Annotated in this window: 29 protein-coding genes; 5 read left to right on the top strand and 24 right to left on the bottom strand. The window is 28.2% G+C overall.

Features of this window, described 5'->3' with window-relative positions; genetic code table 11:
* From L8W56_RS07885 to L8W56_RS07835, 11 genes are all read right to left on the bottom strand, one after another.
* On the bottom strand, positions 1-622 hold a 622-nt coding region (locus L8W56_RS07885; RefSeq protein ID WP_263659923.1), incomplete at its 3' end, for a DUF4376 domain-containing protein.
* 9 nt (positions 623-631) lie between these two features.
* The gene (locus tag L8W56_RS07880) at positions 632-1,081 is read right to left on the bottom strand and encodes a hypothetical protein (protein ID WP_012661555.1); all 450 of its coding nucleotides are present in this window, start codon (positions 1,079-1,081) and stop codon (positions 632-634) included.
* A gap of 1 nt (position 1,082) precedes the next feature.
* Positions 1,083-2,675, bottom strand: a complete 1,593-nt coding sequence (locus tag L8W56_RS07875) for a hypothetical protein (protein ID WP_263659922.1) — start codon at positions 2,673-2,675, stop codon at positions 1,083-1,085.
* On the bottom strand, positions 2,675-3,286 hold the full coding sequence (locus tag L8W56_RS07870) for a hypothetical protein (RefSeq protein ID WP_012661557.1): 612 nt from the start codon (positions 3,284-3,286) through the stop codon (positions 2,675-2,677). The genes L8W56_RS07875 and L8W56_RS07870 overlap by 1 nt, the downstream gene beginning before the upstream one ends.
* On the bottom strand, positions 3,273-3,599 hold the full coding sequence (locus L8W56_RS07865) for a hypothetical protein (protein WP_012661558.1): 327 nt from the start codon (positions 3,597-3,599) through the stop codon (positions 3,273-3,275). Before L8W56_RS07865 ends, L8W56_RS07870 begins: the two co-directional genes overlap by 14 nt.
* Positions 3,600-3,608: 9 nt before the next feature.
* On the bottom strand, positions 3,609-4,046 hold the full coding sequence (locus L8W56_RS07860; protein ID WP_012661559.1) for a head-tail connector protein: 438 nt from the start codon (positions 4,044-4,046) through the stop codon (positions 3,609-3,611).
* Entirely contained in the window at positions 4,043-4,345 is a 303-nt protein-coding gene (locus tag L8W56_RS07855; RefSeq protein WP_263659921.1) for a hypothetical protein, read from the bottom strand. The genes L8W56_RS07860 and L8W56_RS07855 overlap by 4 nt, the downstream gene beginning before the upstream one ends.
* Before the next feature lie 10 nt (positions 4,346-4,355).
* Complete coding sequence (locus L8W56_RS07850; protein WP_012661561.1) at positions 4,356-5,516, bottom strand: phage major capsid protein; 1,161 nt, start codon at positions 5,514-5,516, stop codon at positions 4,356-4,358.
* A 10-nt stretch (positions 5,517-5,526) separates the two neighbouring features.
* Complete coding sequence (locus L8W56_RS07845) at positions 5,527-6,078, bottom strand: HK97 family phage prohead protease (RefSeq protein ID WP_066006888.1); 552 nt, start codon at positions 6,076-6,078, stop codon at positions 5,527-5,529.
* Between the two features lie 81 nt (positions 6,079-6,159).
* Entirely contained in the window at positions 6,160-7,029 is an 870-nt protein-coding gene (locus tag L8W56_RS07840; protein WP_139493088.1) for a hypothetical protein, read from the bottom strand.
* Positions 7,026-12,254, bottom strand: coding sequence for a hypothetical protein (locus tag L8W56_RS07835; protein ID WP_257399148.1), 5,229 nt, complete (start codon positions 12,252-12,254; stop codon positions 7,026-7,028). Before L8W56_RS07835 ends, L8W56_RS07840 begins: the two co-directional genes overlap by 4 nt.
* 56 nt (positions 12,255-12,310) lie before the next feature.
* Between L8W56_RS07835 and L8W56_RS07830 the strand changes: the two genes are divergently transcribed.
* Positions 12,311-12,634 (top strand): hypothetical protein, encoded by a 324-nt coding sequence (locus tag L8W56_RS07830; protein ID WP_257395613.1) that lies wholly within the window; start codon positions 12,311-12,313, stop codon positions 12,632-12,634.
* Here the strand turns inward: L8W56_RS07830 and L8W56_RS07825 are convergent.
* The 8 genes from L8W56_RS07825 to L8W56_RS07790 form a co-directional block, all read right to left on the bottom strand.
* On the bottom strand, positions 12,626-12,844 hold the full coding sequence (locus L8W56_RS07825) for a hypothetical protein (RefSeq protein WP_214126405.1): 219 nt from the start codon (positions 12,842-12,844) through the stop codon (positions 12,626-12,628). The genes L8W56_RS07830 and L8W56_RS07825 overlap by 9 nt on opposite strands.
* An 80-nt stretch (positions 12,845-12,924) precedes the next feature.
* The gene (locus L8W56_RS07820) at positions 12,925-13,296 is read right to left on the bottom strand and encodes a DNA repair protein (RefSeq protein WP_214098817.1); all 372 of its coding nucleotides are present in this window, start codon (positions 13,294-13,296) and stop codon (positions 12,925-12,927) included.
* Entirely contained in the window at positions 13,293-14,267 is a 975-nt protein-coding gene (locus L8W56_RS07815) for a hypothetical protein (protein ID WP_220568433.1), read from the bottom strand. Before L8W56_RS07815 ends, L8W56_RS07820 begins: the two co-directional genes overlap by 4 nt.
* 63 nt (positions 14,268-14,330) lie before the next feature.
* The gene (locus L8W56_RS07810) at positions 14,331-14,681 is read right to left on the bottom strand and encodes a hypothetical protein (protein ID WP_263659920.1); all 351 of its coding nucleotides are present in this window, start codon (positions 14,679-14,681) and stop codon (positions 14,331-14,333) included.
* Positions 14,682-15,206, bottom strand: coding sequence for an HK97 gp10 family phage protein (locus L8W56_RS07805; protein ID WP_257395764.1), 525 nt, complete (start codon positions 15,204-15,206; stop codon positions 14,682-14,684). It lies immediately after the preceding gene.
* Positions 15,194-16,363: a phage portal protein gene (locus tag L8W56_RS07800; RefSeq protein ID WP_214098814.1), complete on the bottom strand. Its 1,170-nt coding sequence runs from the start codon at positions 16,361-16,363 to the stop codon at positions 15,194-15,196. The genes L8W56_RS07805 and L8W56_RS07800 overlap by 13 nt, the downstream gene beginning before the upstream one ends.
* Before the next feature lie 105 nt (positions 16,364-16,468).
* Positions 16,469-17,065 (bottom strand): hypothetical protein, encoded by a 597-nt coding sequence (locus L8W56_RS07795; RefSeq protein WP_066006904.1) that lies wholly within the window; start codon positions 17,063-17,065, stop codon positions 16,469-16,471.
* A gap of 163 nt (positions 17,066-17,228) precedes the next feature.
* Positions 17,229-18,236 carry an SIR2 family protein gene (locus L8W56_RS07790; protein ID WP_263659919.1) on the bottom strand — a complete coding sequence of 336 codons (1,008 nt, stop codon included), beginning with the start codon at positions 18,234-18,236 and terminating at the stop codon, positions 17,229-17,231.
* 116 nt (positions 18,237-18,352) lie between these two features.
* Between L8W56_RS07790 and L8W56_RS07785 the strand changes: the two genes are divergently transcribed.
* The 4 genes from L8W56_RS07785 (at position 18,353) to L8W56_RS07770 (ending at position 19,926) form a co-directional block, all read left to right on the top strand.
* Entirely contained in the window at positions 18,353-18,982 is a 630-nt protein-coding gene (locus L8W56_RS07785; protein ID WP_263659918.1) for a helix-turn-helix transcriptional regulator, read from the top strand.
* A 57-nt stretch (positions 18,983-19,039) separates the two neighbouring features.
* A complete protein-coding gene (locus tag L8W56_RS07780; RefSeq protein WP_263659917.1) occupies positions 19,040-19,360 on the top strand; it encodes a hypothetical protein in 321 nt (106 codons plus the stop codon).
* Positions 19,361-19,376: 16 nt separating this feature from the next.
* Positions 19,377-19,571: a hypothetical protein gene (locus L8W56_RS07775; protein WP_214100316.1), complete on the top strand. Its 195-nt coding sequence runs from the start codon at positions 19,377-19,379 to the stop codon at positions 19,569-19,571.
* 67 nt (positions 19,572-19,638) lie between these two features.
* On the top strand, positions 19,639-19,926 hold the full coding sequence (locus L8W56_RS07770; protein WP_263659915.1) for an ankyrin repeat domain-containing protein: 288 nt from the start codon (positions 19,639-19,641) through the stop codon (positions 19,924-19,926).
* Positions 19,927-19,962: 36 nt separating this feature from the next.
* Here L8W56_RS07770 and L8W56_RS07765 read toward each other — a convergent pair whose 3' ends face one another.
* The 5 genes from L8W56_RS07765 to L8W56_RS07745 all read right to left on the bottom strand — a co-directional run bounded on the left by L8W56_RS07765 (position 19,963) and on the right by L8W56_RS07745 (position 24,008).
* Positions 19,963-20,775 carry a DNA adenine methylase gene (locus tag L8W56_RS07765; protein ID WP_263659914.1) on the bottom strand — a complete coding sequence of 271 codons (813 nt, stop codon included), beginning with the start codon at positions 20,773-20,775 and terminating at the stop codon, positions 19,963-19,965.
* Between the two features lie 104 nt (positions 20,776-20,879).
* Positions 20,880-22,511, bottom strand: coding sequence for a terminase large subunit (locus L8W56_RS07760; RefSeq protein ID WP_012661576.1), 1,632 nt, complete (start codon positions 22,509-22,511; stop codon positions 20,880-20,882).
* Positions 22,504-23,139: a P27 family phage terminase small subunit gene (locus L8W56_RS07755; RefSeq protein ID WP_263659913.1), complete on the bottom strand. Its 636-nt coding sequence runs from the start codon at positions 23,137-23,139 to the stop codon at positions 22,504-22,506. Before L8W56_RS07755 ends, L8W56_RS07760 begins: the two co-directional genes overlap by 8 nt.
* A 243-nt stretch (positions 23,140-23,382) precedes the next feature.
* On the bottom strand, positions 23,383-23,733 hold the full coding sequence (locus tag L8W56_RS07750; RefSeq protein ID WP_214098810.1) for an HNH endonuclease: 351 nt from the start codon (positions 23,731-23,733) through the stop codon (positions 23,383-23,385).
* Positions 23,730-24,008 carry a hypothetical protein gene (locus L8W56_RS07745; RefSeq protein WP_012661579.1) on the bottom strand — a complete coding sequence of 93 codons (279 nt, stop codon included), beginning with the start codon at positions 24,006-24,008 and terminating at the stop codon, positions 23,730-23,732. The genes L8W56_RS07750 and L8W56_RS07745 overlap by 4 nt, the downstream gene beginning before the upstream one ends.
* Positions 24,009-24,572 lie beyond the last annotated feature (564 nt).

Here is a 24,572-nt window from a genome sequence, read left to right as displayed (position 1 = left end):
CAATAGCTTCTAAATCTTGTTCAGATTCAGCTTGTTCTATTCTTTCTTTTAAAATATTTGCTTTAAAGGTAATTTCTTGGGTATGAAAAGCTACCATTGAAGCAAATTTTAAAAAATCTTGTGGTGTAAAAGTTACTTTTTCGTCATTTACATCAATCCAAATGATTTCAGAAATTGAGTTAGTTCCACTTTGCATATCAAGCATTAAATTAGTTACAGCTCCATTGATATTAAGCTTGTCTTTTTCTCTTGTTTGGAAAGCATGCTCATTATAAATAAGTCCGCCTTCTAAAGCTTCATCTCTTTTAGCTCTTATTTCATCAAGCTTGATTGTTTTTAGTTCTTCTAAGCTTTTTTGGCGTACTTCATATTTTATATGAAAGATATTACTTAGCTCATCAAATTCTTCTTTTCTAACAAGCTCTTGGCTTTTTTCATCAAAACTTGGCAATTCTTGCTCACTCACTCTAGCAAAACCAAGAGCTTTAAGCTCATCATCATTTAATTTACTTAAAAAATAAGTATCTTCTCCTTCTAATTCTTCCTCATCTACTTTAATAATAACTTTTTTTAAATACACATCTTCATTAAAAAAAACCTTATCATCTATCTTGTAAAACATCTTTCCTCCTTAGTTATAATAAAATGTCAAGTTTCCACGACATTGCAAATTACAATCGCTAGTATTCCACCCTGCTTGTGCGTTGTGACTACCTGTTTGATATGAAGAAAATCTAATTTTATTTGAGTTTATAGCGCCAAATTTTATTTTTGCTTTCACTGGTATTTTTTTATTAGCTGTGTATGATCTTGATGGACCATAAAAACGATGTGAATTAGCATAATTATTCCAAGTTATATCAATAGAATTTGCTGAAGTTTTATTATTCATGTTGTTTGCAGTCCAAACTTCTCCTACAACTAAAACTTCTTTATTTGCTAAATTAGCAGGCATAACATATTCATTAGGTCTTACTAGATTATTTAAACTAAACATATAATTATAATTAGCCACGCCTCCGCCAAGTTCTGGAGGTAAATTAACTTGAAATATTGAATTTGCAAGCATTAGAGTATTCATATTAAGACCTTACTAATCTGATGTTATTTGCTGCTATGCAAAAATAAGCAAAGGTCTCAGTTCCACTAAAACCACTTTGTGCTATTCTAAATTTAAATGGTGCTTTAAAAGATTTTATGTTTTGACAATTATTTATGGTTATGGTTCCACTTTTACCTGCCCCACCCCAATTAGCTATACCCAACTCTGTATTTGCATTTGCTGTTAAAATAAAATGTTGAGCTTGTCTTAAGTCTATGTTTGTTGAACCTACTGTTCCTAAATTTTTAATACCACCACCATAATCTACATACCACTTTCTAGCTAAATGATTATCAGCTGTTGGATTAACTGCACAATTTGGAATAAGCTTAAAAGTAGTATTTCCATTTAAATTAGTAGTTCCATTTGCCGTTAAAGCACCACTTAAAGTTATATTTCCGTTTATTGTCTTGTTTCCTTCTATAGAAACTTTTGTTTTCAAAGCCTCATCTAACATTTTTTTATTTACAAGTCTTTTTTCTTCTAATATAGCCTCCAATTCCTCTTTTTTTTCATCTAAATCTTTTTGAATTTGATTAATCTCTTCTTCAAGTCTTGCTTTTTCTTCTTCTAAAGAAGATACATCGCCAGGTGGAACTTTGTTAAGCTCTTCTTGAATTTGATTTTTTATATTTTCTAATTCATCTTTTTTACTATTTAATTCTTGTTCTTTTTCTAATACTTCATTCTCATGTTTTTCTTGAACATCATCTTTATTTTGCAAATCACCAAGCAAAGAAAGTATATATTTAATATTTTCATCTTTTTGATCAACCCAAATATATGGCTCTATCTTTAAATCATGCTTTAAAATCCAAGCATTATCATCTGTTGTTCTTATATGTATAAAATACTCTCCGGTGCTTTGTTTTTTCCAAATATCACCCAAGTTAGCCTTACTTGGTTCTTCTTCGCTGGTGTGAGTTGGAATATAAACACTTGGATTTTCAGGACTTGTCCAAGTTTTACCGCTACTAGTTTGTACATATACAAAATATTCTCCGGTGCTTTGTTTTTTCCAAATATCACCCAAGTTAGCCTTACTTGGTTCTTCTTCGCTGATAAAAGCAGGTTTTAATTCTTTTGGCAAAGCAGGATTAACCCAAGCTTTATTATCTAAAACTTTCTCACAAACATAAATCTCCCCTTGCATAATGTTTTCATCATCAAGAGGTTTAAACCAAACACTTCCTTCTTTTTTTTGACTTGGTGGTGTTTTTTGAATAAAGTTTATTGTCGGATTTTGTAAAAATTGCAATATTTGTGCTGTTGATTTTTTAAACCATATTTGGTTTAATTTAGGATTAACCGGCTCATTATCACTACTTGCAAAATCAAAAGGATAAACCACTTGCTTATAAAGTTCTTCAAGAATTTCAAGCTTTTCTTTGCTTAAAGCTTCATAAGAAGCTATAGCTTCTTTTACCTTTTCTTCAAATTTATCAATATGTTCTAATATATGTTCATCTATTTTTTCTTTGCTATTGTACAAGTATTCTCTTATAGCTATGATATCTTTACTTGCTTGTTCTAAAATTGTATAAAGCATAAGAGGTGTAGGCTTTTGATTCATTATTCTTCTCCTTTAAAAATTTGATTTATTTCATTTTGCATATTAAGCAGATCTAATAAGTCTTTTAAAATTTTTATAGTATGTTTAGTATCTTCTTTGTTGTTTAAAACTTCAATGATTAATTGCTCATTGTTAGGTATTTCTTTTTGGCTAAGCTTTATCATATTGCTTTCCCATAAAAAACGCTCAATAGAAATATTATGAGCTAAAGATTGACTTAAAGCAGTGTAATCAGCCCCTAAGCAATTATCATTTATTCTTTCTATAATTTCAAAACCCTTTTCATCTATCAAACTTAGCAATTCTTCTGTTTTATTTTGTGTATGCAAAAATAAGGCTTGCTCTAATTCTTTTGCATATTTTAAGAGTTTTAGTTTTTCTTCATTTGCTTCTAAATCAATCTCTTCTAGTTTTAAGTTTATAAAAGACACCAATTCATCTGATTTTTGAGAAATAAATTCACTAAGCTCATTAATTTCTTTTGACAAGCTATTTAATTCTTTTCCAAAAGGGTTTAAAGATCTTACAAAGGCATCTGCTTGCTTATCAAAATCTATAGGATTTTCTAAATCTGGTGGTGATGGTAATTGACTGATTTTAGTTGTAATCATCTATTTTTCTCGCTTTTATTTTTAAAAATCTTTTACTCATACCCTCATCTTGTATGCTTAAAATTTCATATCTACCACCTTCAAACTCGATCAGATAAGACATGTCAAGCTCTAAAAATCTAACTTCGAACTCGCAAAAAGAAGTTTTGTTTGTTATGTTGCCTTGTTCTTTATTTTCAACGATTAAATTTTTACAACTTGCAAATATTTCTTTTATAAAAACTACCTCATCATAATCTAGCTCTTGAAATTCATTTTTACTTTGCATTTTTTTATATATTTTTAAACGATGTTTAAGTTCTTTTGCTTTCATTTAAAAACCTTAGAAGAAGGATATTTTATATCTATTGATAAGAGCTTTACTTATATTAGGAAAACTTGTGTTTTCAAAAGCGTGCAAACAATAGTTTTTAAGCCAAAGTTTTATATCTTCTGGAAGCTCTTCATAACCTAAATTAACAATCATTCTTCCACTACCTTCACAATACAAAACATTGGAATTTGTTTTAAATTCTGCTTTGAATTGCGCATTCTCTAAAGAATTAAATGGGGCTAACACAACTCTTTCATTGAAAAAAGATATTTCATAATTATTCTTAACCAATATGCGATTAGTTCTGTTTTCAAATTCTGTTATGGCAGCTTTTAAAGACTGCTTTATGCTTTCATCAAAAACTTCACTATCTATTCTTAGAAATTCTCTTAATTCTTTTATGTTTATAAGAGTTTTTTCAGGTGCATTTAATTCTTTAATAATCATTTTTTGCCCTTACCTTTTTGTTTTTGCTGAGCTTCATCTACTTGTTCATCTACTTGTTCATCTACTTGTTCATCTACTTGTTCATCTACTTGTTCATCTACTTGTTCATCTACTTGTTCATCTACTTGTTCATCTACTTGTTCATCTACTTGTTCATCTACTTGCTCTTGATCTATAAGTATCTTTACAATATTTCTCTTTTGAAGTCGTAGAGCTTCTTTATCATTAAGCTCTACCACATCACCTTTTCTATAAAAAACATCACCACTTAAACAAAATAAAAATTCAACTTTTTTCATGACTTATACTTTAAGAAGGAGTTACTATTTTACAAACTGCTTCATCTGTGATTAATTTAGCATCAAGTCTTGATCTAACTTTAATTCCAACTAAATCATTTTGAGCATACAATTCATTTAATCTCGTAAAACTCATAGTTTCTCTATCCCAAATTTCATAAAAACTAAAATCACCGAAGATAGCAGGAATTTTATTAGCACCAAAACCATCTAATGAAGAACAATAGATTACTTTTTTACCTAAAATAGTGTCATATCCACCAGAACTAAGCGCTGGCATCCATAAAGGTCTACCATCTCCATCGACTAATTTATAAAGAGCTTTCATAAAATCATCCCCAACAAGCCAACATGCATTAGATCTATATGCACTTTTTAATGTAAAAAATGCATCAATTACATCATTGCTTGTAATGCCACTGTTACTTGCTAATTCATATTTTGTTTTTGTATTTACAATACCTGTTGGTTTTTTATTTCCATCGCCTTTTATAAATGCTTCTTCCTCTGCTTGTGCAATTTTTTCAGCACTCTTTCTAATTAAAAAACTTTCTAAATTTGAGATATTATCATTTAGTAATTCTTCACTAATTTTAATAATACCTCCCAATTTGTATGCTCCAATAGTTAATTTTGAAAAAGAAGCACTTGCCTCATTAAAACTAGCCATTTCATCAATCCAACCAAAACCACTTATATCTTCAAGTATAGGTATATCTTGATTTGTGGATGATTTTTGCACAGTAGCTATTTTCCTAATTACACTAAGATCTGTCAATTTTGATCTAATTTTTGATTGTAATGTTGTAGGAACTAAAACACCGCCTTTATCACCTGAAGCTTCGTTTAATGCATCTCTTTGCAAAGATGTGTCTATAACTCCACTTCTTAAGTATTTAACAAAAGATCTCATAGAGTCTCTTTCTTCTTCTTTTTGTGGATGTGGATTTTGTTCTAATCTTATACTTGTAACTTCATTTAAAAATTTTTCTCTTTTTTGCTCTTCTTCAAGTCTTAAAAGCTCACTGCGTTTGCTTTCAAAATCTTTAAGCATTTCATTATATTTTTGTTCTTCATCTGTGCTAAATGCTCTTTTTTCATTTTTTGCTTTATTAGAAAGCTCTAACATCTGCTTATGTAAAGCACCTATTTCTTCTCTTATTTTTTGCATTATCTCTCCTTTAAAGTGTTTTAATCATAAGCTCTAGCTCGCGTTCTCTTGCTTGGGCTAAAGCTTTAGCTTCTTTTTGTGTTTGCTCATCAAAAAAGCGTTTTTTTGCATTTTTATCTGCACCTTTCCAAACAGCACTAAGTTCAAAAATTTCAAACTCATTTACAAGTACTTTCTTGGGATTGCTGTCTTTATCTATAGTTTGTTTTAAGATTTTATATCCGATAGATACATCACTTAAAATTCCATCTTTGTATTTTTTAAAAATATTTTGACTTCTCTCATCTTTTGCAAAAATACAGTCACAAACCAATTCGTTATTTTCAACTCTTATATTCTCAATTTTTGCTATAGCATTATCTACGCTCGGATTATGGTCTGTAAAAAGTGTTCTTAATTCGTTATATCTTGCACCGGAGATATCTAATTCCTCAAGATATTCACCCATATCCCAATCCCAACGCTTACAAGCATTAGAATTTGAAATCATGACAAAACTTAATATATTATTATCATTGTCTATATTTCTTATTTTTGCAGTATCTGATCTAACAAAGTTCATATTTTTCCTTAAAATATGTTTTGTATAGATTTTATAAATTTTTTGAGGCGTTTAAATGCGTGTTAGCTTGATATAAAAATTTTATATCAAACCTTGTATATTTAATTTAATTTGTAAAAAGTCATAGTCTTCAATAGGAGCTGAATAATCTTTTAAAATACCAAAAGTGGTCAGTTTTTTAAACCCATTTTCACTTTCATCTGCAATAAATAGTGTCTTTTTATTATAAATGCTTTCAATTAAATCATCATAGTAATCAAAATGAGCTTTTTCTAAGGCAACTATAAATTCTAAAAATTTCGCTTTTTTACCATCTACTACAGTAGTATGTCCCCATTCATTTGTGTTTGTTTTAGAATAATTAAGATAAGTAAGATTAGCAGGGTGTATAGTAATACCTAATTTTTCTTTTTTACCCAAAAGTATATGTCCAACATTAGCAATATCATTTAGAGCATAGAATGTTATTTTTATTTTAGAATTAATGGGATATTTAAAAAATATAAAATCATCTTTGTTGATTTTAAATCTACCAAAAAAATATTCCCACCATGTGCGAGATTTTCTGTAAAATAGTGATTTTTCATAAATAACCCTTTTATCCAATGTTTGTATTTTAATCTTGGATAAATTGGCATTTAATACAGCTAAGGCATCAAAACTTTCTTTAACATCTATAATAACACTCCAAGTTTTATTGTCTTTACTTTGCGTATTTACCTCATCATCAAAACATGCATTTTCATTTGTAGGACGCATTTTTACCCATTTATCGAAATAAACATCTGGTTCTTCATGTTTGTCTTCATCGCTAGCACTTTTATAAATATATCCCTTAAAAGAAACCTCATCGTTGATCTTATATGTTTTATCTTTATCCCAAAGAGCTGTATTATCTTTGCTTATGGTATTTTGCTCTATGATAAACTCCAAAGGTCTTACTATAATCATTTCTCAATCCTTTCTACAATTTCTCTTGTTTGTTTTGTAAGAATTGACATATCCATACAAAGTCTTTTAATGCCTTTATCTACATTGTCTACTTTTGTAATTAATCCATCAAATTTAGAATTTAATTGCTTAAAGCCATTATCTATACCTTTAGAAAGAGCTGTTTCTAATCTTTCAAATATATTAGAAACATCAACCTTTAATCCCTTACCATCTTTTAACGGAATAACTGCCTCAGGATATCCATTTTCTCCTATAATAGCATTTGTTTTTTGTGTTATTATTCCACCATCTGCAAAAGCGAGCGCTTTTTTATTAGGGTTTTTTATTTCTTGATTTAATTCACTATCTACTTTATTAGAATTGTTTTGATACGCAAGCAAAGCATATTTTAAATTTTCTATAGCAGCCACACTTAAAGTACTACCATTTTTTAATTCTTTAATCATACCTTCTAAGTATTTTGCTATAGGTGAATCTTTTCCAAGATACTTAATCATTTCCTGAACTTCTTTTTGGCTTTGCTCTAAAAGAGTTTCTCTATATTTTTTTAATTCTTCTAAAGTCATAGAAGATGTATCTTTTATAGTTTCTTGAAGTTTTTCATTTAATTTTTCATTTTCTAATGTGATTTTGGCAATCTCATCTTGTATTGTATTTAAATCAGCTTCACCTCCTAAATCCTTCATATCATTAGCCATTTTTAACATTTGAAATTGATATTCTTCATAAGATGATGAATTTCTTAAGTCATTTGCTTTGGCACTTGCTGCCTGCTTTAGTTCTTCAAAGGAAGATGAATTAAAATTATTATTTTTAAAATCATCGCTAGCTTTTTTTAGTAATTTTTCATAGTTTTTACTTATCATTTGAGGTGTTTGAATAGTTTGCTTAATCAAATTATCACTAAAGCTAGCAAGAGATGATAAAATATTTTTTTGATTGTTTAAATTTTCTAAAAGTTTATTGTTTTCATTAATTTTAATTTTGGCATATTCTTTTGAATTCTCATCTTCATATGCTTTTATAAGCTCATCAACCTTAGCTAACTCATTCAAATGCTCTGATGAAAAAACTAAACCACCTTGCTCTTTCATTATTTGTTCAAAGGAAGTGATAATGGCTATTAATTGTTTTCTAAGTTCAGTATTACCAGTGCTTAAAAAATCATTTATTCCTTCATATCCAAGCTCTAACAACTTATCATTAGCACTAAAAATATCTTTAAAAATATCTTGTTCTTCTTTACTTAGATCATCTTTTAATCCACCCATTATAGTAGCATACTGATTAAGCAAATCATTAACTTTAAAAACACTAGTATCCAATCCATTAACACCTGCAAAACTTTGATTTATCTGCATTAATTCACTTGTTTTATTAATAATGGTTTGCAAGATGTTATTTACTTGCTCATTTGCACTTGCTAAAGCTTGTAACAATTGCTCCCAAGCTTCTACATTTTCAGTTGAAAAATCATTTCTTAAGCTTTCATTATAAGCCTCATTAAGTTTATCTAGTGAAATTTGTGAAATATTTTTAAATTCATCTTCTTTTAACCCTAAGATATCAAAACCACCACTTACATTTCTAATGGCAGTTTTTAGTGCATACATGGTATCATCTAGAGTAATTTTTGCCACCTTCACAGGATCATTTTTATATATTTGACTTAAAATATTACTTTGCATACTCATAAACTGACCAAATTGCTTAGAAAGTTGCTGTGCATAAGATATATTTGCTTCTTTAGCAGCTTGCTGTATGGCTTTGATTTGTTCGTTAATTAATTCATTATCATCAGTATTTAAAAAACTTTTTAATAAAGCATTTGGAACGGCTGTATCTATAAGAGAATTGCCACTATATTTCCCTGCGTTTATTTCGTATTTGTCTAAATTTGCCCCTAACCTTTCTAATAATGCATATTGATTATCCAAAAATAGATTAAGTTCTTTTATCTTTCTATCATTTATATTTTGATATTCAGTCCAACTTTTTTTACTAAACCACCCTTTCTTTTGATAATCAATATAGCTTTGCAAATTTCCTTGTGAAAAATGATCTTTAAAATTTATATCTTGCCAAAGTCTTAGACCACTTCCGGTAGCTTTAGTTTTTCCAAAAATTCCACCTATAACACTACCTAAAAGACCACCTACCAAAGTACCTATACCAGGTGCTATTAAAGAACCCAAAACTCCTCCTATAGCACCACCACTTCCAGCATGAGTATCAGCTTTAAATAACATATCTCCAAGCTTTCCTATACCATAACCCAAAAGACCACCACTTAATGCATTAGTAGCTAAACCACCAACAAAACCCAAAGTAGAACCAATACCACCGGCTAAAGCTCCATTTATACCGCCAATACCTAAAGAACTCCATAAAGCACCAGAACTAAAAGAAGTTAAAGCAGTCCCTCCAAAAAAACTACCAAGATATGCACTTCCTAAACTTAAAATATTGCTTCCTAGTGTTCCTATATTTTTTATTAAATTAGAAAAATTTTGAAACACAGAAGTAAAACTATCACCAATACTGCTAAAATTAAAACTACTAAAACTTTGTATTTTTTCAAATGTAGAGCCACTTAAAATACCTTCTAATGCATTAAATCCACTTAGCACATTAGATACACCATTTAACACATCTTGTCCTTTTTTAACCTCTCCATTAGAAGATATAATAACTTCTTTACCATCTATAACACCGGTAAAATTTCCATTATTATCTTTTTTTAAACCTAAATCTTGAGAAATTAAACTAACATTTTGATAAGAATTGTTCGCACCCATTAATGAATTTGTAAAAATGCTTGATATTGATCCGCTAATAGAACTAATAGCAGGTGATAGCATATCCATAGCTAAGGATTTGCCTAAACCTATGAATAATTCTTTTAAATTTTTTATTTTTCCTTCTATAAAATCAAAAAAACGACTTTCTATGGTTCTTTGCATATTTGCTATCATCTTAAGATAATCATTTTCTACATTTTTAAATGTTTTTGATGCATTTTTTTCTACATTTAGAAAAGCTTCTTTTTGCGTCTTTATAAGTTTTTGGAGATCTTCTTTATCTAAAATATCTACAAATTTCTCTCTTAATTCTATTTCTTTCAAAGCCCAAGCTTCTTGTTTTTTACCAACACTTTCATAAAATTCAAGCATTAAACTCTTATAGGATTGAAATTCTTTTTCACTCTCTTTTAAATCAAGATCTATAATCATTTCTTCTTTAGCTTTTTGTATAGTTTTACTATCAAAACCTATTTCTTTGAAATGTTTTAATTTTTCATTGATAGATTCCAAGCTTTTTTCATACTCACTCATAGTGATTTGTGAAAGTTCTTTGAGTGCTTGATTTTGCTCTTTTATGATTTGAGTATGCTTTTCTTGAGCAAGTTTTGCTTTTTCTTCTTGATCTAGTATTCTTTTAACCTCATCAGCTTTAACAGCATGAGCTAATGCATTAGATATAATGTTTACCTGCTCTACTAAAGCATTATTTTGCTCCCAATTATTAATACTAACAAGTTCTAATAATTTTTTATTTAAATCATCTAAAGCTTTGTTTGTTTTTTCTAACTCTTGGCTTTCTATTTTTGGAATTTGAATTTTTGTTATTAATTCAACTGCATCCTTTAACTCCTTATTGAGCTTTTCTACACTCTTTAGTTTTACCTCCTCTTTTGCATTTTGCTTAATTTTATCATCTAAAAATGCTATTTTTTGAGCAATATTTGCTATCTCTCTTGCATCTTCAACACTTTGTTCTCTAATAGCCCCCATAAAAGAAAAATCTATTTTTTGTAGATAAGAGATTGCTTTTTTATAATCATCCCCTATGATTTCAAATGAATATTCTTTTAAAAAATTTCCTATTGTGTTTTGAAAGCTTCCAATATCTGATATACTTTCCAACTCTTTTTCTAATTGCTCTTTTTGTTTTTTCAAATCTTCTATATCTAAAATTTCAATTTTTCTTTTAAAAGAAGAATTTAACTTTTCTGTTTTCTCATACGCTTTATCTAAAGCATCTTCTATAGCAAACAACCTTTCTATTAAAACTAAAGGTATAGCATTCTTGGCAACATTTGATAACGCTTTAAATCCCCTAGATAAAACAATAGTTCTTTTATTTATTTCATTTATACTTTGAGTATTAGAAAGCAACCCGACTCTTTGTAGATATAAAGCATTTTTAGTATCTAGTATCGAAGCTTTTAGTTCTAAAAATCCTTTAGATAAAATCGGAGCTATTTTAGAGTATGCCTTTAAGCTAGCAAAAGCCAAAGAAACATTAATAAGTATAGGTGTTAAACTCTGAAAAGTTTTAATAAAACTAGAAATACTATCTTTATTTTCTTCCATGTAAATATTTAGCTTTAACAAGCTTTCATTTACACTTTCAAATATAGGCTTACTCAGCTCTCTTTTTAATTTATCTATATTTGACTTTAGAAGTCTAACATTATCTTCATATCCTCCAAGAGCTAGCTGAGCAACCTTAACATTTTCACTTGTTTTTTGAATAATTAAATTATATAGATTACCACTTGCATTAGCTTCTTTAATAGCTTCGTTAGTAAGTCCGATTTGTTTTAAAAACCTACCAAGATCAGAACTTGATAATACAGCTCCATCTCCAAGACCATCTATTGTCATTTTCAGCTGTTCTACTCCAAGACCTGATATTTTAAGAGTTTGCATTAAATTTTCAAAAGATTTTATACTTTCATCAAAATTCATATTTTTTGAAGCACCTGCATAAAAACTAGAAAAAATATCCGCTAAATCTGATACAGCATATCCTGACTTAGCAGATAAATTATTAAACTGCTCTAGTGTTTTAGCGCTTTGTTTTAATGACAATTGATATTTTTCTTGTATATTTAGTGTCTTACCAAAAGATGTAACATTGGATGAATTTACAGCTATTAAGGAAGCTATATTCTTCTTTGTTTTTTCATATTGAGCATTTAATTCTATAAAAGATTTGGCATAATTACTCACGCTATCAAACATAGCTTTATAACCATGATAGCTTTGCACAAAATGTGCATTCATATCTAGTATCGCTTTAGATAGACCCAAAAAGCTTTCTTTGGTATCTTTTGTTTTTTGATTTAGATTAACAAAGCTTTGGTTTAACTTATTAACACTAACCACTCCTTTATTTGTATCAACACTTATACCAACTTTTACATTTTTTGCCACTTTAATTTCCTTTTATATATAATTTAGCTAGAATGAAAACAAAAAAAGGTATTAGAATGTTTTTTTACTCTTATGAGCCACTTACTTTTATAACTTTGCTGTTTTTGCTTGTGGTGTTTTTTATGGCTAAAACTAAGAGTAAAAAAGAATTTCAAGAAAAGATTATTGATGAAGAACTTGCTAGCTTTACTAAAGCTGTTGATATTTTTCTTAAAGAAAACAAACCACAAAAAGCTCTGCTTAGTGCAAAAGCTATGCAATTTGGTATAAAAAACAATCTTTTTAATCATGATATAAAAGTTCAGTTTTGTCAAATTTTGCAAGAAAACCCAAAAGAAAAAGAATTTATCGTGGAGATTGATCATAGTTTATTATCCTAAAAGTTCTAAAAAATCTAAACCTAATTTTTTTAAATCTATATTTTGATTTGTATTAGCACTTTGCTTAATTGATGGCTTCAAATGCTCACTTAGTAAAAAATCTTCACATTTGTTTTTAACTCCCATAAAAGATGCAATCATACTAAGCAAAATACTAATTTGTATTTCATTTCTATCGCAAGCTAAAGGCTCATTAGACAAAAACTCCATCCACTCATTAAATTCTGCCTGGGTAATGCTTTGTTCTAGTTCGCCTATTGTTTTTCCTAATGCAAGGGCTAGGCGATATTTTAATCGCCCTTGCTCTCTTGCTTTGGGACTTCTACACTAAAGGTTAAAATTTCATCAGCTATTTTAGAAATAACAGCGAGTGCAGCTTGATTAAGCTGTGTAATTTCTTTTTTGCTTAATCTTGGCTCTACAAGTCCTTTTAAGACAACTTCGGTTCTAAAATTAGAGTTGTTGCTTATGGCTTCTATATTGATTTCATTAATATCATCACCATCTTTACTATCTTTTTTAAACTCTATTTTATGATTTTTCATAAGCTCATATTGTTCTAACATAGAAAGTTGTTTTATGGTTATTTTTTCATCAATGCCATCAATATTAATTTCCTTTGTTTTAAGAGAATTGTTTTGTAAAAAATCTTTTAAATTCATTTTTTTCTTCCTTTTTGTGTAAATTTGTTAATGTTGAATTCTTCTTCAGTGGCAGATGAAGCCACACCACTGCTTCCATCGCATGTGTATTTTTTTCTTATATCTTTATTTGCTGGATATGTAAGAGATAAAGGATTTGGATAAAAATAAATTGTCTTGCCTTTTAATTCTTCATAAGTTTGACCTTGAGTTGGCTCATTTTTGATTTCATGAATGATGTTTTCATCATCTTCTTTTACCCATTTATCCTCATGTTCTTGCTCACTATCTATAAATTCTTTACTTTCATTAAAAATCTGCTTATTAGCATATGGACACACACCTCTAACGCTATCAAAGATATATACAAGTCTTTCATCATTAGTTTGTGGCGTTTTTAGTGTGCTTGGATTTGGATAGTAATAGATCGTTTTTGATTTTTTATCCGCATAAACATCACCTACATTTAACGCATCGCTAGTATGCTCTATATTATCTCCTTCTTCAAATCTAAAAGGAGTGATGTCTTTTGCTTCTCCTATTTTTTCTGCTGTAATATTTGCGCTAAATTTATTATTAGCTTCGCTGGTAACTTCAAAACCAGTTATTTTCATTTTGATTTTTAAAGTTGTTTTTCTTTCATCATTAACCTCAACAATAATAAAAACTTCTTCATTTTCTTCAAAAGCCTTTTCAAGATAATTTACACCTTCAAAATCTTGCGTTTTTCCATCTTTTACAAATTTATAAAGTAAAGACATATTCACAGTGGCACTTGTTTTTTTACCTACTGCATTTATTTCTTCATAATCTCTGTCATTAATTGGGCTTAATTTTTGACTTTCCCTGCTTCCTCCTTTAAGTCCTGAAATGCTAGTTAAAAAACCTGCTTGTACTGGTGTAGATCCGGCTGTTTCCATAGCACGAGATAAAACTAATACTCTAAGACCTTGAACATCTGGTGCTTCTGAAATTATTTTTTCTTTTGGCATTGGTTCTCCTTGCAATAAAATACAAATAGATTTTAAGAAAACTTTGAGGCGTTAGAAAGCGTATTAAAATTTAAAAGTTAAAAACATATTACTGCAATAAAAACCATTTTCTTCATCTTCTCCGGCTATGAGTATATCTGTTGGCTTTTTATCTATACTAAACAATAAATTTTCCAAATCTTCTTTTATATTTCTTAACTTTTGATACTTTTTGCTATATATGGTAAGGGATATTTCTATTTCTTTTACTAATAATTTATTATCAATACTTAAAACTATTTCTTCATTGCTTATTTCATAAACTATAAAATTTTCTTTACTTTCTATAGTTGCTTTTATAGGATAAATATCTAGTTTTAATTCATTTTCTAAATTTTGTAGAAAGCGGACTAAAAATTCTTTGTACATTTTCACTTAAAACCCTAATTTTTTTAATTCTTTTTCTAATTCGTTTTGAACTAAAATATCTACCTTTGGTTCTATTTTTTTTGTAGCATTTTCCATAGTTTTATATCCTTTTACAAAACTTGTTTTACCTTTTTTGTTTTTTCCTCCTCTATGCCAAAATCCATGCTCTAAAAAATGTGCATAATAAGCACTAGAAAAATACTCTATTTTATTTTTCTTTTTATTCTTTTTCTCTAAAGTCCATTTTTTAAAACCTTTTAGTTTTTCATATCTTTTTTGGCTTACTTTTTTCTTTTTAAATACAACAGCAGCTGCCCTATAAACACCTTTTTCTAAATTTCTACTTGTAACAGCCCTAACACTTGATCTTAAAAGACCACTTTCTTTAGGTGCTGTTTTTTTATAAACCTTAGCTATTTCCTTGCTTACACTCATAGCGCCTTTTCTAGCAGCTTTTGATAATGATGAATTACTCAGTGTGTTTAAATCTTTCATTAATTCTACAAGACCTTCTACTTCTATTTCTCCCAAACCCCATCCTTTAGTGCATTTAACTTTCCTAAATTTAATGCTATAAGATGTTCATTTCCATTGCTAATTGGGTTCATCTCCTCTAATGCCCTAACCTCATTAATACTCATAACTCCATTGTTTAAAGCTTTTGTATAGCTTTCCCATCTTGAAGCACTATCAGCTCTTAAAATAGCATTGATATTAAATTTAAAATAATATTTTCCCCATTCGCTTTTAGTAAGCAAAAAGCGATTAAATGCTTGTTCTATTTTTGTAGTAAGAGGCGTGATTGTTTGAACCATGTAGTTTGTTTCTTGTTGTTCTATGTTAGAAAATGTTGCTCTAGAAAGATCTCCTAGCTTATGCGGGGGTATGTTAAATAATCTTGCAATTTCTATAATCTGAAATTGTTTGCTTTCTATAAATTGACTATCTTTATTTGCGCTTGTAGTTTGAGTAAATGTAGAGCCACTTTCTAAAATGGATATGTTGTAAGCTTTCTTTTGACTATAGTTTTCTTTAAATGATTTTTTCAATCTATCATATGCTTGATCACTAAGCTCATTTGGAACAGTAATAACACCACTTGTAAAAGCACCATTTTGAAAAAAGCTAAGCCCATGTTGCTCTATGGCTGTAGCTAACTTTGCTGTGGTTTTACTTTTTCTTAAAGGTGCTATTCCATTGACACCATCTTTTGTGTGGTATGGAACATTGACTATTTCATCATAGCTTAAAACAACACTGCCATTGCTAGAGTATGCACTATAAAAGTATTTTCCACTTTGTTTAAACAATGAAATATCTTTGTTTTCTATAAGTTCTATGGAGCAAATTTGCCCATTTCTTTTTCGCATAGGATATAAAAAACCATTTCCATAAATAAGCATTTGCACCATAAAAGCTTCTATAAGTGTAAATGGTGTCATGGTTTCATTTGGTGCAATTTTTATAAGATCAAACAAAGGATGATTAGTGGCCAACACAGAGCCATTTTTTTCTTTTTTGTATAGATTTAATGGCAAAGAAGCTATTGTTTCGCTTATGTTTGATATAGCTGCAATTACAGCAGAAAGCTCATCAGAATTTACCTTTTCTTCTGAAAGGAACTCTAAGGTATGATAATCTTGATTTCTTTTTTGTGTTTTAAAAAATGATTTTATTTTATCTAGCATTCAAAGCCTCGTTTTTTTAAGTATTTTAAAAAAACTTTGAGGCGTTAGAATGCGTATTTGGTATAAAAACACAAAATCTTACATTACAAGATTATAAAATACTTACTATTTTTTGTGCTTATTTAAAATATTTACATAATTTTCACATTCCGTTTTTAACAATTCAAGTTTTTCAACACCCAAAGGATTAATAGGTTTAATTTTTTTATTTATATAATCATCATATCTATCCCGCATAACTTCTACCATTAAATGCGCAAAATGCTCCATTATAATATCTTCATCCACGCTATTATTTTGAATCAATGTTTGAAGTACTTCAAAATAATTTAACATCATCCTTACCGATCTTTCTAATTCTAAATTATTTTCAATTTCCCTTGTTATTTCTTCTTTTCCTAATTTGTTTTGTATACCATGCTGTTTTCTTGTATAATCCCTTGCTTCTATAAAATGCTTTTCATCCCATTTTAATATCATTTGCATTGTCAAATTAAATTTATCTACCTTTGTTTTTTCAAAATCTGCTCTTGTTTTTTCAAAAATAGAATAAGCATTTAACACCAATGAACATGACACTGCATAAGCAGAAATAATATATGCAATAGTTTTAATTTCTAAATTAAAATATAAACATAAACATACGATTGCAAAAAACCCAATCAACCATAAAGCAAAATACCAATTTTTTAATAATTTCATTGAAACACCTTTAATATATAATTAAATTTCATTGAAATTATATATTATTTTTTATTTTTTGTTAAATTTTTAAACTGTAATGGGTATTTTAAAAAGAATATGTAACTATCTATAGCTTTAAAAGGTTTGGAGGATAGTTACATGGAAAACTTAAACTTTCCGACTATTTTTTATTCAAATGTTTGGCTAATTTTTCTAAATTATCATCACAGCAAAAACTAAAATCACATTTGTTCTCACCAAAAATTTCATTATACCTTTTCTTTTTATCATCAATATTACTCTTAGTATTGATAACATATATCTTATAGTTTTGTTTATTTTGCAGAGCGCTTTTAAAAAGATAGACAACAGATAAGTCTGTTATAGGAAAAGAAAAACCATAAATATAAATATTCTTAGCCTTTTGTATAGCCTTAAAAGCTTTCTTCCATAGAGACTGTATTTCAATATGGTTATAATTACTTGTTTTATCAAGTATAGGAGGGATAATAAGCTGTCGCAAACTTTCTTTTCCTATATTTTCCTGATATTCTTCAAATTGGCTAGTTGTATTGTGACTATAAAAATATATAGGACTATTTTGATAAATTTGATCACAATACCAATTAATTGATCCGTGTAGTTTAATAATTTCAGTTGAATTTTTTTTACCGTTATCAAGATTACTATTATAAAAATTAAAGCCTTGTTGCACTGATTCTGTTCTTTCATCGATATATTTTATAGGCATTTTATAAAATATATTATAAACATTATCTTTAGATACTTCTTTATCTAGCGTTAAAAACAACATTTCTTCAAGCAATAAATCATAATTCAATGTTATACAAGTACATTTGTTTTTATTTATAAATTGTGATAGACTTTCTATATTTTCATTTGAACTAGTAATATTTTTATTTTTCAAATTTAAAAAATATCTTCCAATCTTTTTTATTTTTTCAATATAAGAAGCTTCATCTCTTAAGATATCTTCTTTTGTTTTAAAAGGCAAAGGCGTTATAAGATAAGTTAAAAGCTGTTCCAAATTATCTTTGTAGATTTTTTCATTTTCATGTATAAAATTATTATCCAAAAAATAGTTTGACAGCTCGGCAAGAGTTGGGTAAGAATTATTTAGAGATTTTGAAAAACCCGCACCAAAAAAGAAAATATCACTACCATTCATAAAAATCCTTTTTTTTGAAAATTATACATTATTTTTAACCTTTCAAAATAAAATATTTTCATTGCTTTTTGCAATTTTTTGTTAAATTCTTTTAAATTAAAATAAAAGGATTGATCATGCAAATGCAAGAAGTAATCGAGAAGTTAAAAGACATACTTGCAAGTGAAGGTAAGTGCGAATTAAAAACAAAAGATATAGCTAAAGAATTAGGTATCCATCCAGACACTTTTAATTCTATGAAATTTAGAAACTCTATTCCTTATGCGCATATTTTAAATTTCTTAGAAAAAAGAAATATCAGTATTAATTACTTCTTTTATGGAAGCTCTCCAAAAGATCAATTAGAATGTGAATACAAATATAAAATTTTAAAACTATATAAAACCAATGCTAGCTTAGGTGGAGGTGGTATTAATGATATTTTAGACTTTGAAAACATATTAATAGATCAAAAGATATTAGATTTTTTTAAAACAAAAGATTGTGAGTTTATTACTTGCTACGGTGAGAGTATGGAGCCAATTATCAAAGATAGAAGTATTTGCGTAATAGATAGAAATAAAACTTTTAAAAACAAAAGCATTTGTGTGGTCAATACTAAAGATGGACTTTTTATCAAACAAGTTTTAAAACAAGATAATGGAGTAATTTTACACTCTTTAAACCCTTTATATAAAGACATATTTTATAAAAATGGAGATTTTTTGCTAATTGGTGTGGTAGTTGGAGAGCTTTCTAAGATCTAACAGCACACAATAAGCTTTGCCAAGCTATTGTGCATTTAATCAACAAAAGGAGAAAAAATGAAAGAGATTAAAAACTATACTGATGAAGAATTAAAAGAAAAAATTATGCAGGATTTAGAAGATGAATTTAAATTTTTGTATAAAAGACTTTTAAAAGAAAAAGATTATCTAGCAAGAGATAATATCTTAGAGCTTATGACTATTTATAATATGGGAATATATTCTTATTCTATTGCAAAAATACTTGAAATAAATGAAGATAAAACCATTATACAAGTGCCTTTATTTGAAAGATATATTATAGGTAGGAAATTTGTAGTTCAATACAATAGCAAAAAACAAAGATATGAATTAAAAAGCACTTTTTGTGAATTTTAAGGGGTTAAAAATGAGTATAAAATATCCAAATATAAAAGTTAAATTAATCGGAGAAGATGGTAATGCTTTTTCAATTTTAGCTAGAGTTGATAGTGCTTTAAAAAAAGCTAAAATAGACAAAGATATTAGAGATGAGTTTTTTAAAGAAGCTACAAGTAAAGACTATAATCATTTATTAAATGTAGTATCAAGCTGGGTTAAAACAATATAATTTACAACAGCACACATTCATCTAAGCCAAGCTAATGTTGTCTTATCAAAACAAAAGGATAAAAAAGATGAATAGAGCAATATTAGATATAAGACAAGGTGTTAGCAAGGGATTTATAAATGCAATTTGCAATGGCAACAATGATGTTGTATTAGAGTATCTTAAAAACGGTATGAGTGCTACTAAAGAATGTATGGGCGAACAACCTATGTTTTATGCTATTAATCATAATAATTTTGGAGCTATTTTGCTCTTATTAAAATACGGAGCTATTTTAGAAAAAGATTATCTAGAAGAATGCAAAGAAAATTTTAGAAAAGAAGCTTTAGATTTTTTAGCTTCTTTGCTTAAGTAAAAGAGAATATTAAAAAATATTCTCTTAACTTTATTCTTAAAAGTTCATTATTAAAACCTCCTTGCTCTCTTTTCTTTTTAAAACATTATTATTTAAAGAATATCTTATCTTTAATTCTTTGATATTAAAGCCCCTATAAAGCTCTCTTACAAGCTCACAATCATTATAAGAAAGCATAAATTTACCCTTGATGTTTTTTAATAACTCATTTAATAATTTATGCTCTTTTATTCCAAAACCATTAGTGTTTTTATAATAATTTTCAGTCCCCACATAAGGTGGATCTAAATAAAACAAAGCTTCATTATAATCATATTCTTTTAAAATATATTCAAAGCTTTTATTCTCAATACTAGCATGTTTAAGCCTTTGTGTATGTAAGCTAAAATCTCTAAGCAATCTTTTTGGTGCTCTTTGTTTGCTCATAGCAAATTGCCCCATGTTTGATCCAAAAGAAGTACTAATAAGATAAAAATAAAAAGCGGCTCTTTCTATATCATTTCTTGGTTTAATTTCTTTATTTTTTATCATTGCAAATATCTTTCTACTCACTAACATAGAATTAAGCACATTTTTTAAACTTTGTGGTTTATTTCTTATGCAAAGGTGTAAATTAATAAGCTCGTTATTTATATCATTAATAACTTCTATTTTTGAGGGGCTTTTTTGATAAAAAACACTCAAAGCTCCACCAAAAACTTCTATATAAGTTTTATGCTCTGGCATTAAAGCAATGATTTCTTTAGCTAAATAGTTTTTACCACCCACCCAAGCAAATGCAGCTTTTAATTTAGTTTGTGTAGGTTTAGTTTGTGTGCTAGTTTTTAGAAATTTGTTTATAGTGTTCATAACAAATTCCTTTTAAAATAAAATTTAATTAGCTAGCTTCTAAAAAGAAGGTTATAATGCTTTTGCTAGTTTTTAGAAAGGAGAGCTTATGGCTTTCCTAATGCTTACAAGCTCCTAATACCCCGTTTTTCATAAACACTTTCTTGAGGTTTTGCAAAGGTATTTTTAGTCGCTATGGCAGTTACTAAAGCTGAAATTGCATCTATTCTTTCACTTGATTTTTTCTTATCAGGTTTTATATTTTCTCTTGCATCTTTATCTATTACCAAATTATTATTACACCATCTAAAAATAGGATTTGCATTGTGGTTTATAGTTTGTTTTAATACTCTTATTTGATACTCTTTTAGTGGTTCGCTTATACTTGCAAAACCTTGTCTAATTTGTACGCATTCTAAGTTTTCTTCACTAAGTTTTTTGGCTACTTCAGTGCTATTCCAAGGATCATAACCTATCATTTTGATATTAAGTGTTTTACTAAAACAAATAATATCTTCTATCAATATGTCATAATCTACACTATTACCTGGTGTTAAAGTCAGATATCCAAGCCTAGCCCATTCTAAATATGGAACCTTATCTCTTCTACTTCTTTGCTCAGCGCACAGTCTAGGTGCATAAAATTTAAAATCAACATGTAAAATTTTATCAATTTCGCAGATTATAGCTAGTGCAGTCAAATCTGTCGTAGCTGAAAGATCTATTCCCATAAAAACATCAGAAGTTAAATTTATTTTTCCAAGATTACACTTCATAAAATCATCATCTTTTACAAAAGCACCAGCATTTGAAGTCCATATGTTTAAATGCTTTGTCTTAAAACTAACCTCATCGTTTGCATTTGATTTTGCTTTTTCAAAATATTCTCTTAATTTTTCTATCTTAACTCCATACCCTAAAGCAGGATTTACTTTAGCCCACACTTTTTCATCATGCCAATCATCATCTTCATTTGGTTCGTAAATTTTAGAGTATGTAGAAGGATCATTTATAATACCACAAGCAACCTTTTTACAATAATCATATTGTTTTTTCATCTCTGAATTTTGGTTATAACCTGCTGTCGATATTACTATACAAAGAGAATTAGAACGACTTGCCGTTCCTTCTTCTAAGACCTTGTATAATTTTCCATCTTTTGCAGCATGAAGCTCATCGTAAATAAAAACATAAGGTCTTAATCCATCTTTAGTTTCACTAGTAGCTGTCAAAACCTTTATAAAATCTTCAAACTTTGTATTTTTTTTACGAATTTCCCTATAAGTCTTATATTGATAGCACATATCATTCAAATGCTTTTCTTGACTTATCATAGATGAAGCTGCATTAAAAACTAACTTTGCTTGTTCAGTTTCATTTGCAGCACAATATATTTTCTTTCCTTTTTCTTTATCCACAAAAAGAAAGTAAAGCAAAATAGCTCCTATAAGCTCTGTTTTGCCGTTTTTTCGCGGAATAAATAATAATGCATAAGAATACCTCCTAGCATTTTTTTCTTTTGAATATGTAGCAATAATGTCTATTATAAACTCTATTTGAAAATTTAAAAGAGCAAATGGCTTTCCTGCTAATTCTCCATCGGTATGTTTTAATAAAGATACAAAAACAACTGCGTTTAAGGCTATTTTTTCATCTATATAAAATGGAGAATTTTGAAATTCTTCGTTTTTTATTTTGATATATTTTTTAGCATAATTTAAAATATCTTCTCTAGATCTTAACTTGATATCATTCATCTTCTTTCCCCAATAAAACATCAAAAGGAGAGCTTTCTTTTTTCTCTTTTGGATTTACTCTTGTCCTACTTGGAGCACCTATGCCTAAAATTTTAGCCAAGCCTATTACATTTTTAGTTAGAGAGTTAAAAGCAACTAGCTCGGGAGTGATAATCTGCACTCCTTTATCACTTGTAGCACAAAAACCTCTTTTCTCTACCTCTTTACTTGAGCATTCTAGCAAGATGAGATTTTTAGCATATACTTTAATAATATCATCTTCAAGATCATCATAAATTCCTAAATTAATTAAGTCGTTTTTTACTTTTTGAGCCAATTCTTGCTCTATTGTTTGAAAATTTAAGCTAATTTCACTTATTTCTTTATCTTTAACAATTTGCTTGTTTTTTGGTTTTTCTTTTATAATGCTTTCATCTATAAAAAGTGCTATTTCATTTTGCTTTGAGTTATGGTGATTATCATCTTGTCTTCTTTTAGCTAACTTTAGTATTTCTTCTTTTGGGTAAGGTTTAGCTTTTCCTCTTAAAACCTTAACTCCATTTTTCTTTAAATATCTACTCAAATACTCTTTAGAATTAATATTTAGTATTTGCAAAACCTCATCACAACTTAAAAATTCTTTTTGCATTAACACCTTTCTTTTTAGTGATTTTATACAAAACATAAGGCGTTAAAGTGCGTATTAGTTAATTGGGCGTTAAACATAAGGAAAACATGCAAAAGAAATTAAAGCACAAGCCCCAATTATTCATATTTTAAACTTGGTATTTATTGGTTAATTAGTTAGTCAATTACACACGCAATAAAAAAAATAGCTCGCATTTTTTCGCGACTAGCCGGTCGGTGACCAGAATATCGATTTTATAGAGATTTAACCCCCTACCCCTTTTAATTCCTCTTTGGTTTTTTTATTGTGACAAGTCATACATAAGCTTTGCAAATTTGTTACATTTAGTTTTTCTCCACCTTGTCTTATAGGGATAACATGATCAACAATTTTTGCAAATCTTCCACATTTAAAACAAAATGGATTGTCATTAATAAAACTAGAACGTAATTTCTTCCACTCTGCACTATGATAAAAACTAGAGCTATCTCTATCTCTTTTGAAAGCATCATAGTGTTTATTTTGATTTCTAACAGTTGTTATCTTACACTCAGAACACTTACTCAAATGCGAGAGTATCTTCTTTCCGCATTTGCAAAATTTATACGTATTCATCTTTTATAAAAACCTATTTCGGTTTTCTTTGTAAGCGATACTTTAAATTCATATTCAAAATCATCATAAGCCTTAATAGCATAACAACTATAACCAGCTTCAATTATCTTCATAAACCATTCAGGTAGCAAAATAAAGAAATTTCCACCAACTCTTTTAACTTTAAAACCACTTTTAATATCATTAACATTTCTATGAAAATTATCATATAATCCAAGATTATTTATAAAAATCTTTGCAGGTACAGCATTGTTAATTATTTCATTTTTAAACATTTTTCTACTCTTATCAAATTAAAGCAAAAAAATAAGTGAAGTTCCTTATATTTTGTATTTTATCATAATTTCACACAAAAATAAAAAATACATAAGTTTGGAATGTTATTTGCTCTTACTAAGATACTAAATAGCAAAAAGTATTTATATCTTTTCTCCGCAATAAACAACCAAATAAAAGCTATTGCTCTTATTAAACATATGGCTTTTAATCGGAGCATTAGTCGACATCGTATTAATTTTAATCGGAAATATAAAAAATATACTAATATTGACTTTAATCGGATTAAAAGAAACCGTTGCTGTGCATATATTGAATTGTAAAGTAATGGGTTACTCAGTGGGTTACTAATAGAATAAAATATATCTAAAAATAGATATCAAATGAAATTTTTTAGTAGCTGACCTCGGGCACCATTTGTTTTTTACTCCCAAATGTTATTTTTTGGCAAATTATATTCAAAATATTAAAAAAGAGTTTTTATTTTCATTAACAAATCACACCTGCTAAATCTATCATTTACCTACTTCAATCTCACATTCATAATCATATTAGATAAAAAG

The organism is Campylobacter sp. IFREMER_LSEM_CL1085, assembly GCF_025772235.1.
Taxonomy (GTDB): Bacteria; Campylobacterota; Campylobacteria; order Campylobacterales; family Campylobacteraceae; genus Campylobacter_D; species Campylobacter_D lari_D.
This window is presented reverse-complemented; position numbering and strand designations above follow the sequence as displayed.

Bases quoted from the DNA above. Each gene is read 5' to 3' on its own strand.
- L8W56_RS07825 (WP_214126405.1), bottom strand. From the start codon at position 12,844: ATGGAGTTTTTGTCTAATGAGCCTTTAGCTTGCGATAGAAATGAAATA.
- L8W56_RS07880 (WP_012661555.1), bottom strand. From the start codon at position 1,081: ATGAATACTCTAATGCTTGCAAATTCAATATTTCAAGTTAATTTACCT.
- L8W56_RS07800 (WP_214098814.1), bottom strand. From the start codon at position 16,363: ATGCTAGATAAAATAAAATCATTTTTTAAAACACAAAAAAGAAATCAA.
- L8W56_RS07865 (WP_012661558.1), bottom strand. From the start codon at position 3,599: ATGAAAGCAAAAGAACTTAAACATCGTTTAAAAATATATAAAAAAATG.
- L8W56_RS07770 (WP_263659915.1), top strand. From the start codon at position 19,639: ATGAATAGAGCAATATTAGATATAAGACAAGGTGTTAGCAAGGGATTT.
- L8W56_RS07870 (WP_012661557.1), bottom strand. From the start codon at position 3,286: ATGATTACAACTAAAATCAGTCAATTACCATCACCACCAGATTTAGAA.
- L8W56_RS07845 (WP_066006888.1), bottom strand. From the start codon at position 6,078: ATGAACTTTGTTAGATCAGATACTGCAAAAATAAGAAATATAGACAAT.
- L8W56_RS07785 (WP_263659918.1), top strand. From the start codon at position 18,353: ATGCAAATGCAAGAAGTAATCGAGAAGTTAAAAGACATACTTGCAAGT.
- L8W56_RS07745 (WP_012661579.1), bottom strand. From the start codon at position 24,008: ATGTTTAAAAATGAAATAATTAACAATGCTGTACCTGCAAAGATTTTT.
- L8W56_RS07840 (WP_139493088.1), bottom strand. From the start codon at position 7,029: ATGATTATAGTAAGACCTTTGGAGTTTATCATAGAGCAAAATACCATA.
- L8W56_RS07860 (WP_012661559.1), bottom strand. From the start codon at position 4,046: ATGATTATTAAAGAATTAAATGCACCTGAAAAAACTCTTATAAACATA.
- L8W56_RS07820 (WP_214098817.1), bottom strand. From the start codon at position 13,296: ATGAATTTAAAAGATTTTTTACAAAACAATTCTCTTAAAACAAAGGAA.
- L8W56_RS07750 (WP_214098810.1), bottom strand. From the start codon at position 23,733: ATGAATACGTATAAATTTTGCAAATGCGGAAAGAAGATACTCTCGCAT.
- L8W56_RS07790 (WP_263659919.1), bottom strand. From the start codon at position 18,236: ATGAATGGTAGTGATATTTTCTTTTTTGGTGCGGGTTTTTCAAAATCT.
- L8W56_RS07755 (WP_263659913.1), bottom strand. From the start codon at position 23,139: ATGCAAAAAGAATTTTTAAGTTGTGATGAGGTTTTGCAAATACTAAAT.
- L8W56_RS07780 (WP_263659917.1), top strand. From the start codon at position 19,040: ATGAAAGAGATTAAAAACTATACTGATGAAGAATTAAAAGAAAAAATT.
- L8W56_RS07815 (WP_220568433.1), bottom strand. From the start codon at position 14,267: ATGCCAAAAGAAAAAATAATTTCAGAAGCACCAGATGTTCAAGGTCTT.
- L8W56_RS07875 (WP_263659922.1), bottom strand. From the start codon at position 2,675: ATGAATCAAAAGCCTACACCTCTTATGCTTTATACAATTTTAGAACAA.
- L8W56_RS07855 (WP_263659921.1), bottom strand. From the start codon at position 4,345: ATGAAAAAAGTTGAATTTTTATTTTGTTTAAGTGGTGATGTTTTTTAT.
- L8W56_RS07765 (WP_263659914.1), bottom strand. From the start codon at position 20,775: ATGAACACTATAAACAAATTTCTAAAAACTAGCACACAAACTAAACCT.
- L8W56_RS07795 (WP_066006904.1), bottom strand. From the start codon at position 17,065: ATGAAATTATTAAAAAATTGGTATTTTGCTTTATGGTTGATTGGGTTT.
- L8W56_RS07850 (WP_012661561.1), bottom strand. From the start codon at position 5,516: ATGCAAAAAATAAGAGAAGAAATAGGTGCTTTACATAAGCAGATGTTA.
- L8W56_RS07760 (WP_012661576.1), bottom strand. From the start codon at position 22,511: ATGAATGATATCAAGTTAAGATCTAGAGAAGATATTTTAAATTATGCT.
- L8W56_RS07830 (WP_257395613.1), top strand. From the start codon at position 12,311: ATGTTTTTTTACTCTTATGAGCCACTTACTTTTATAACTTTGCTGTTT.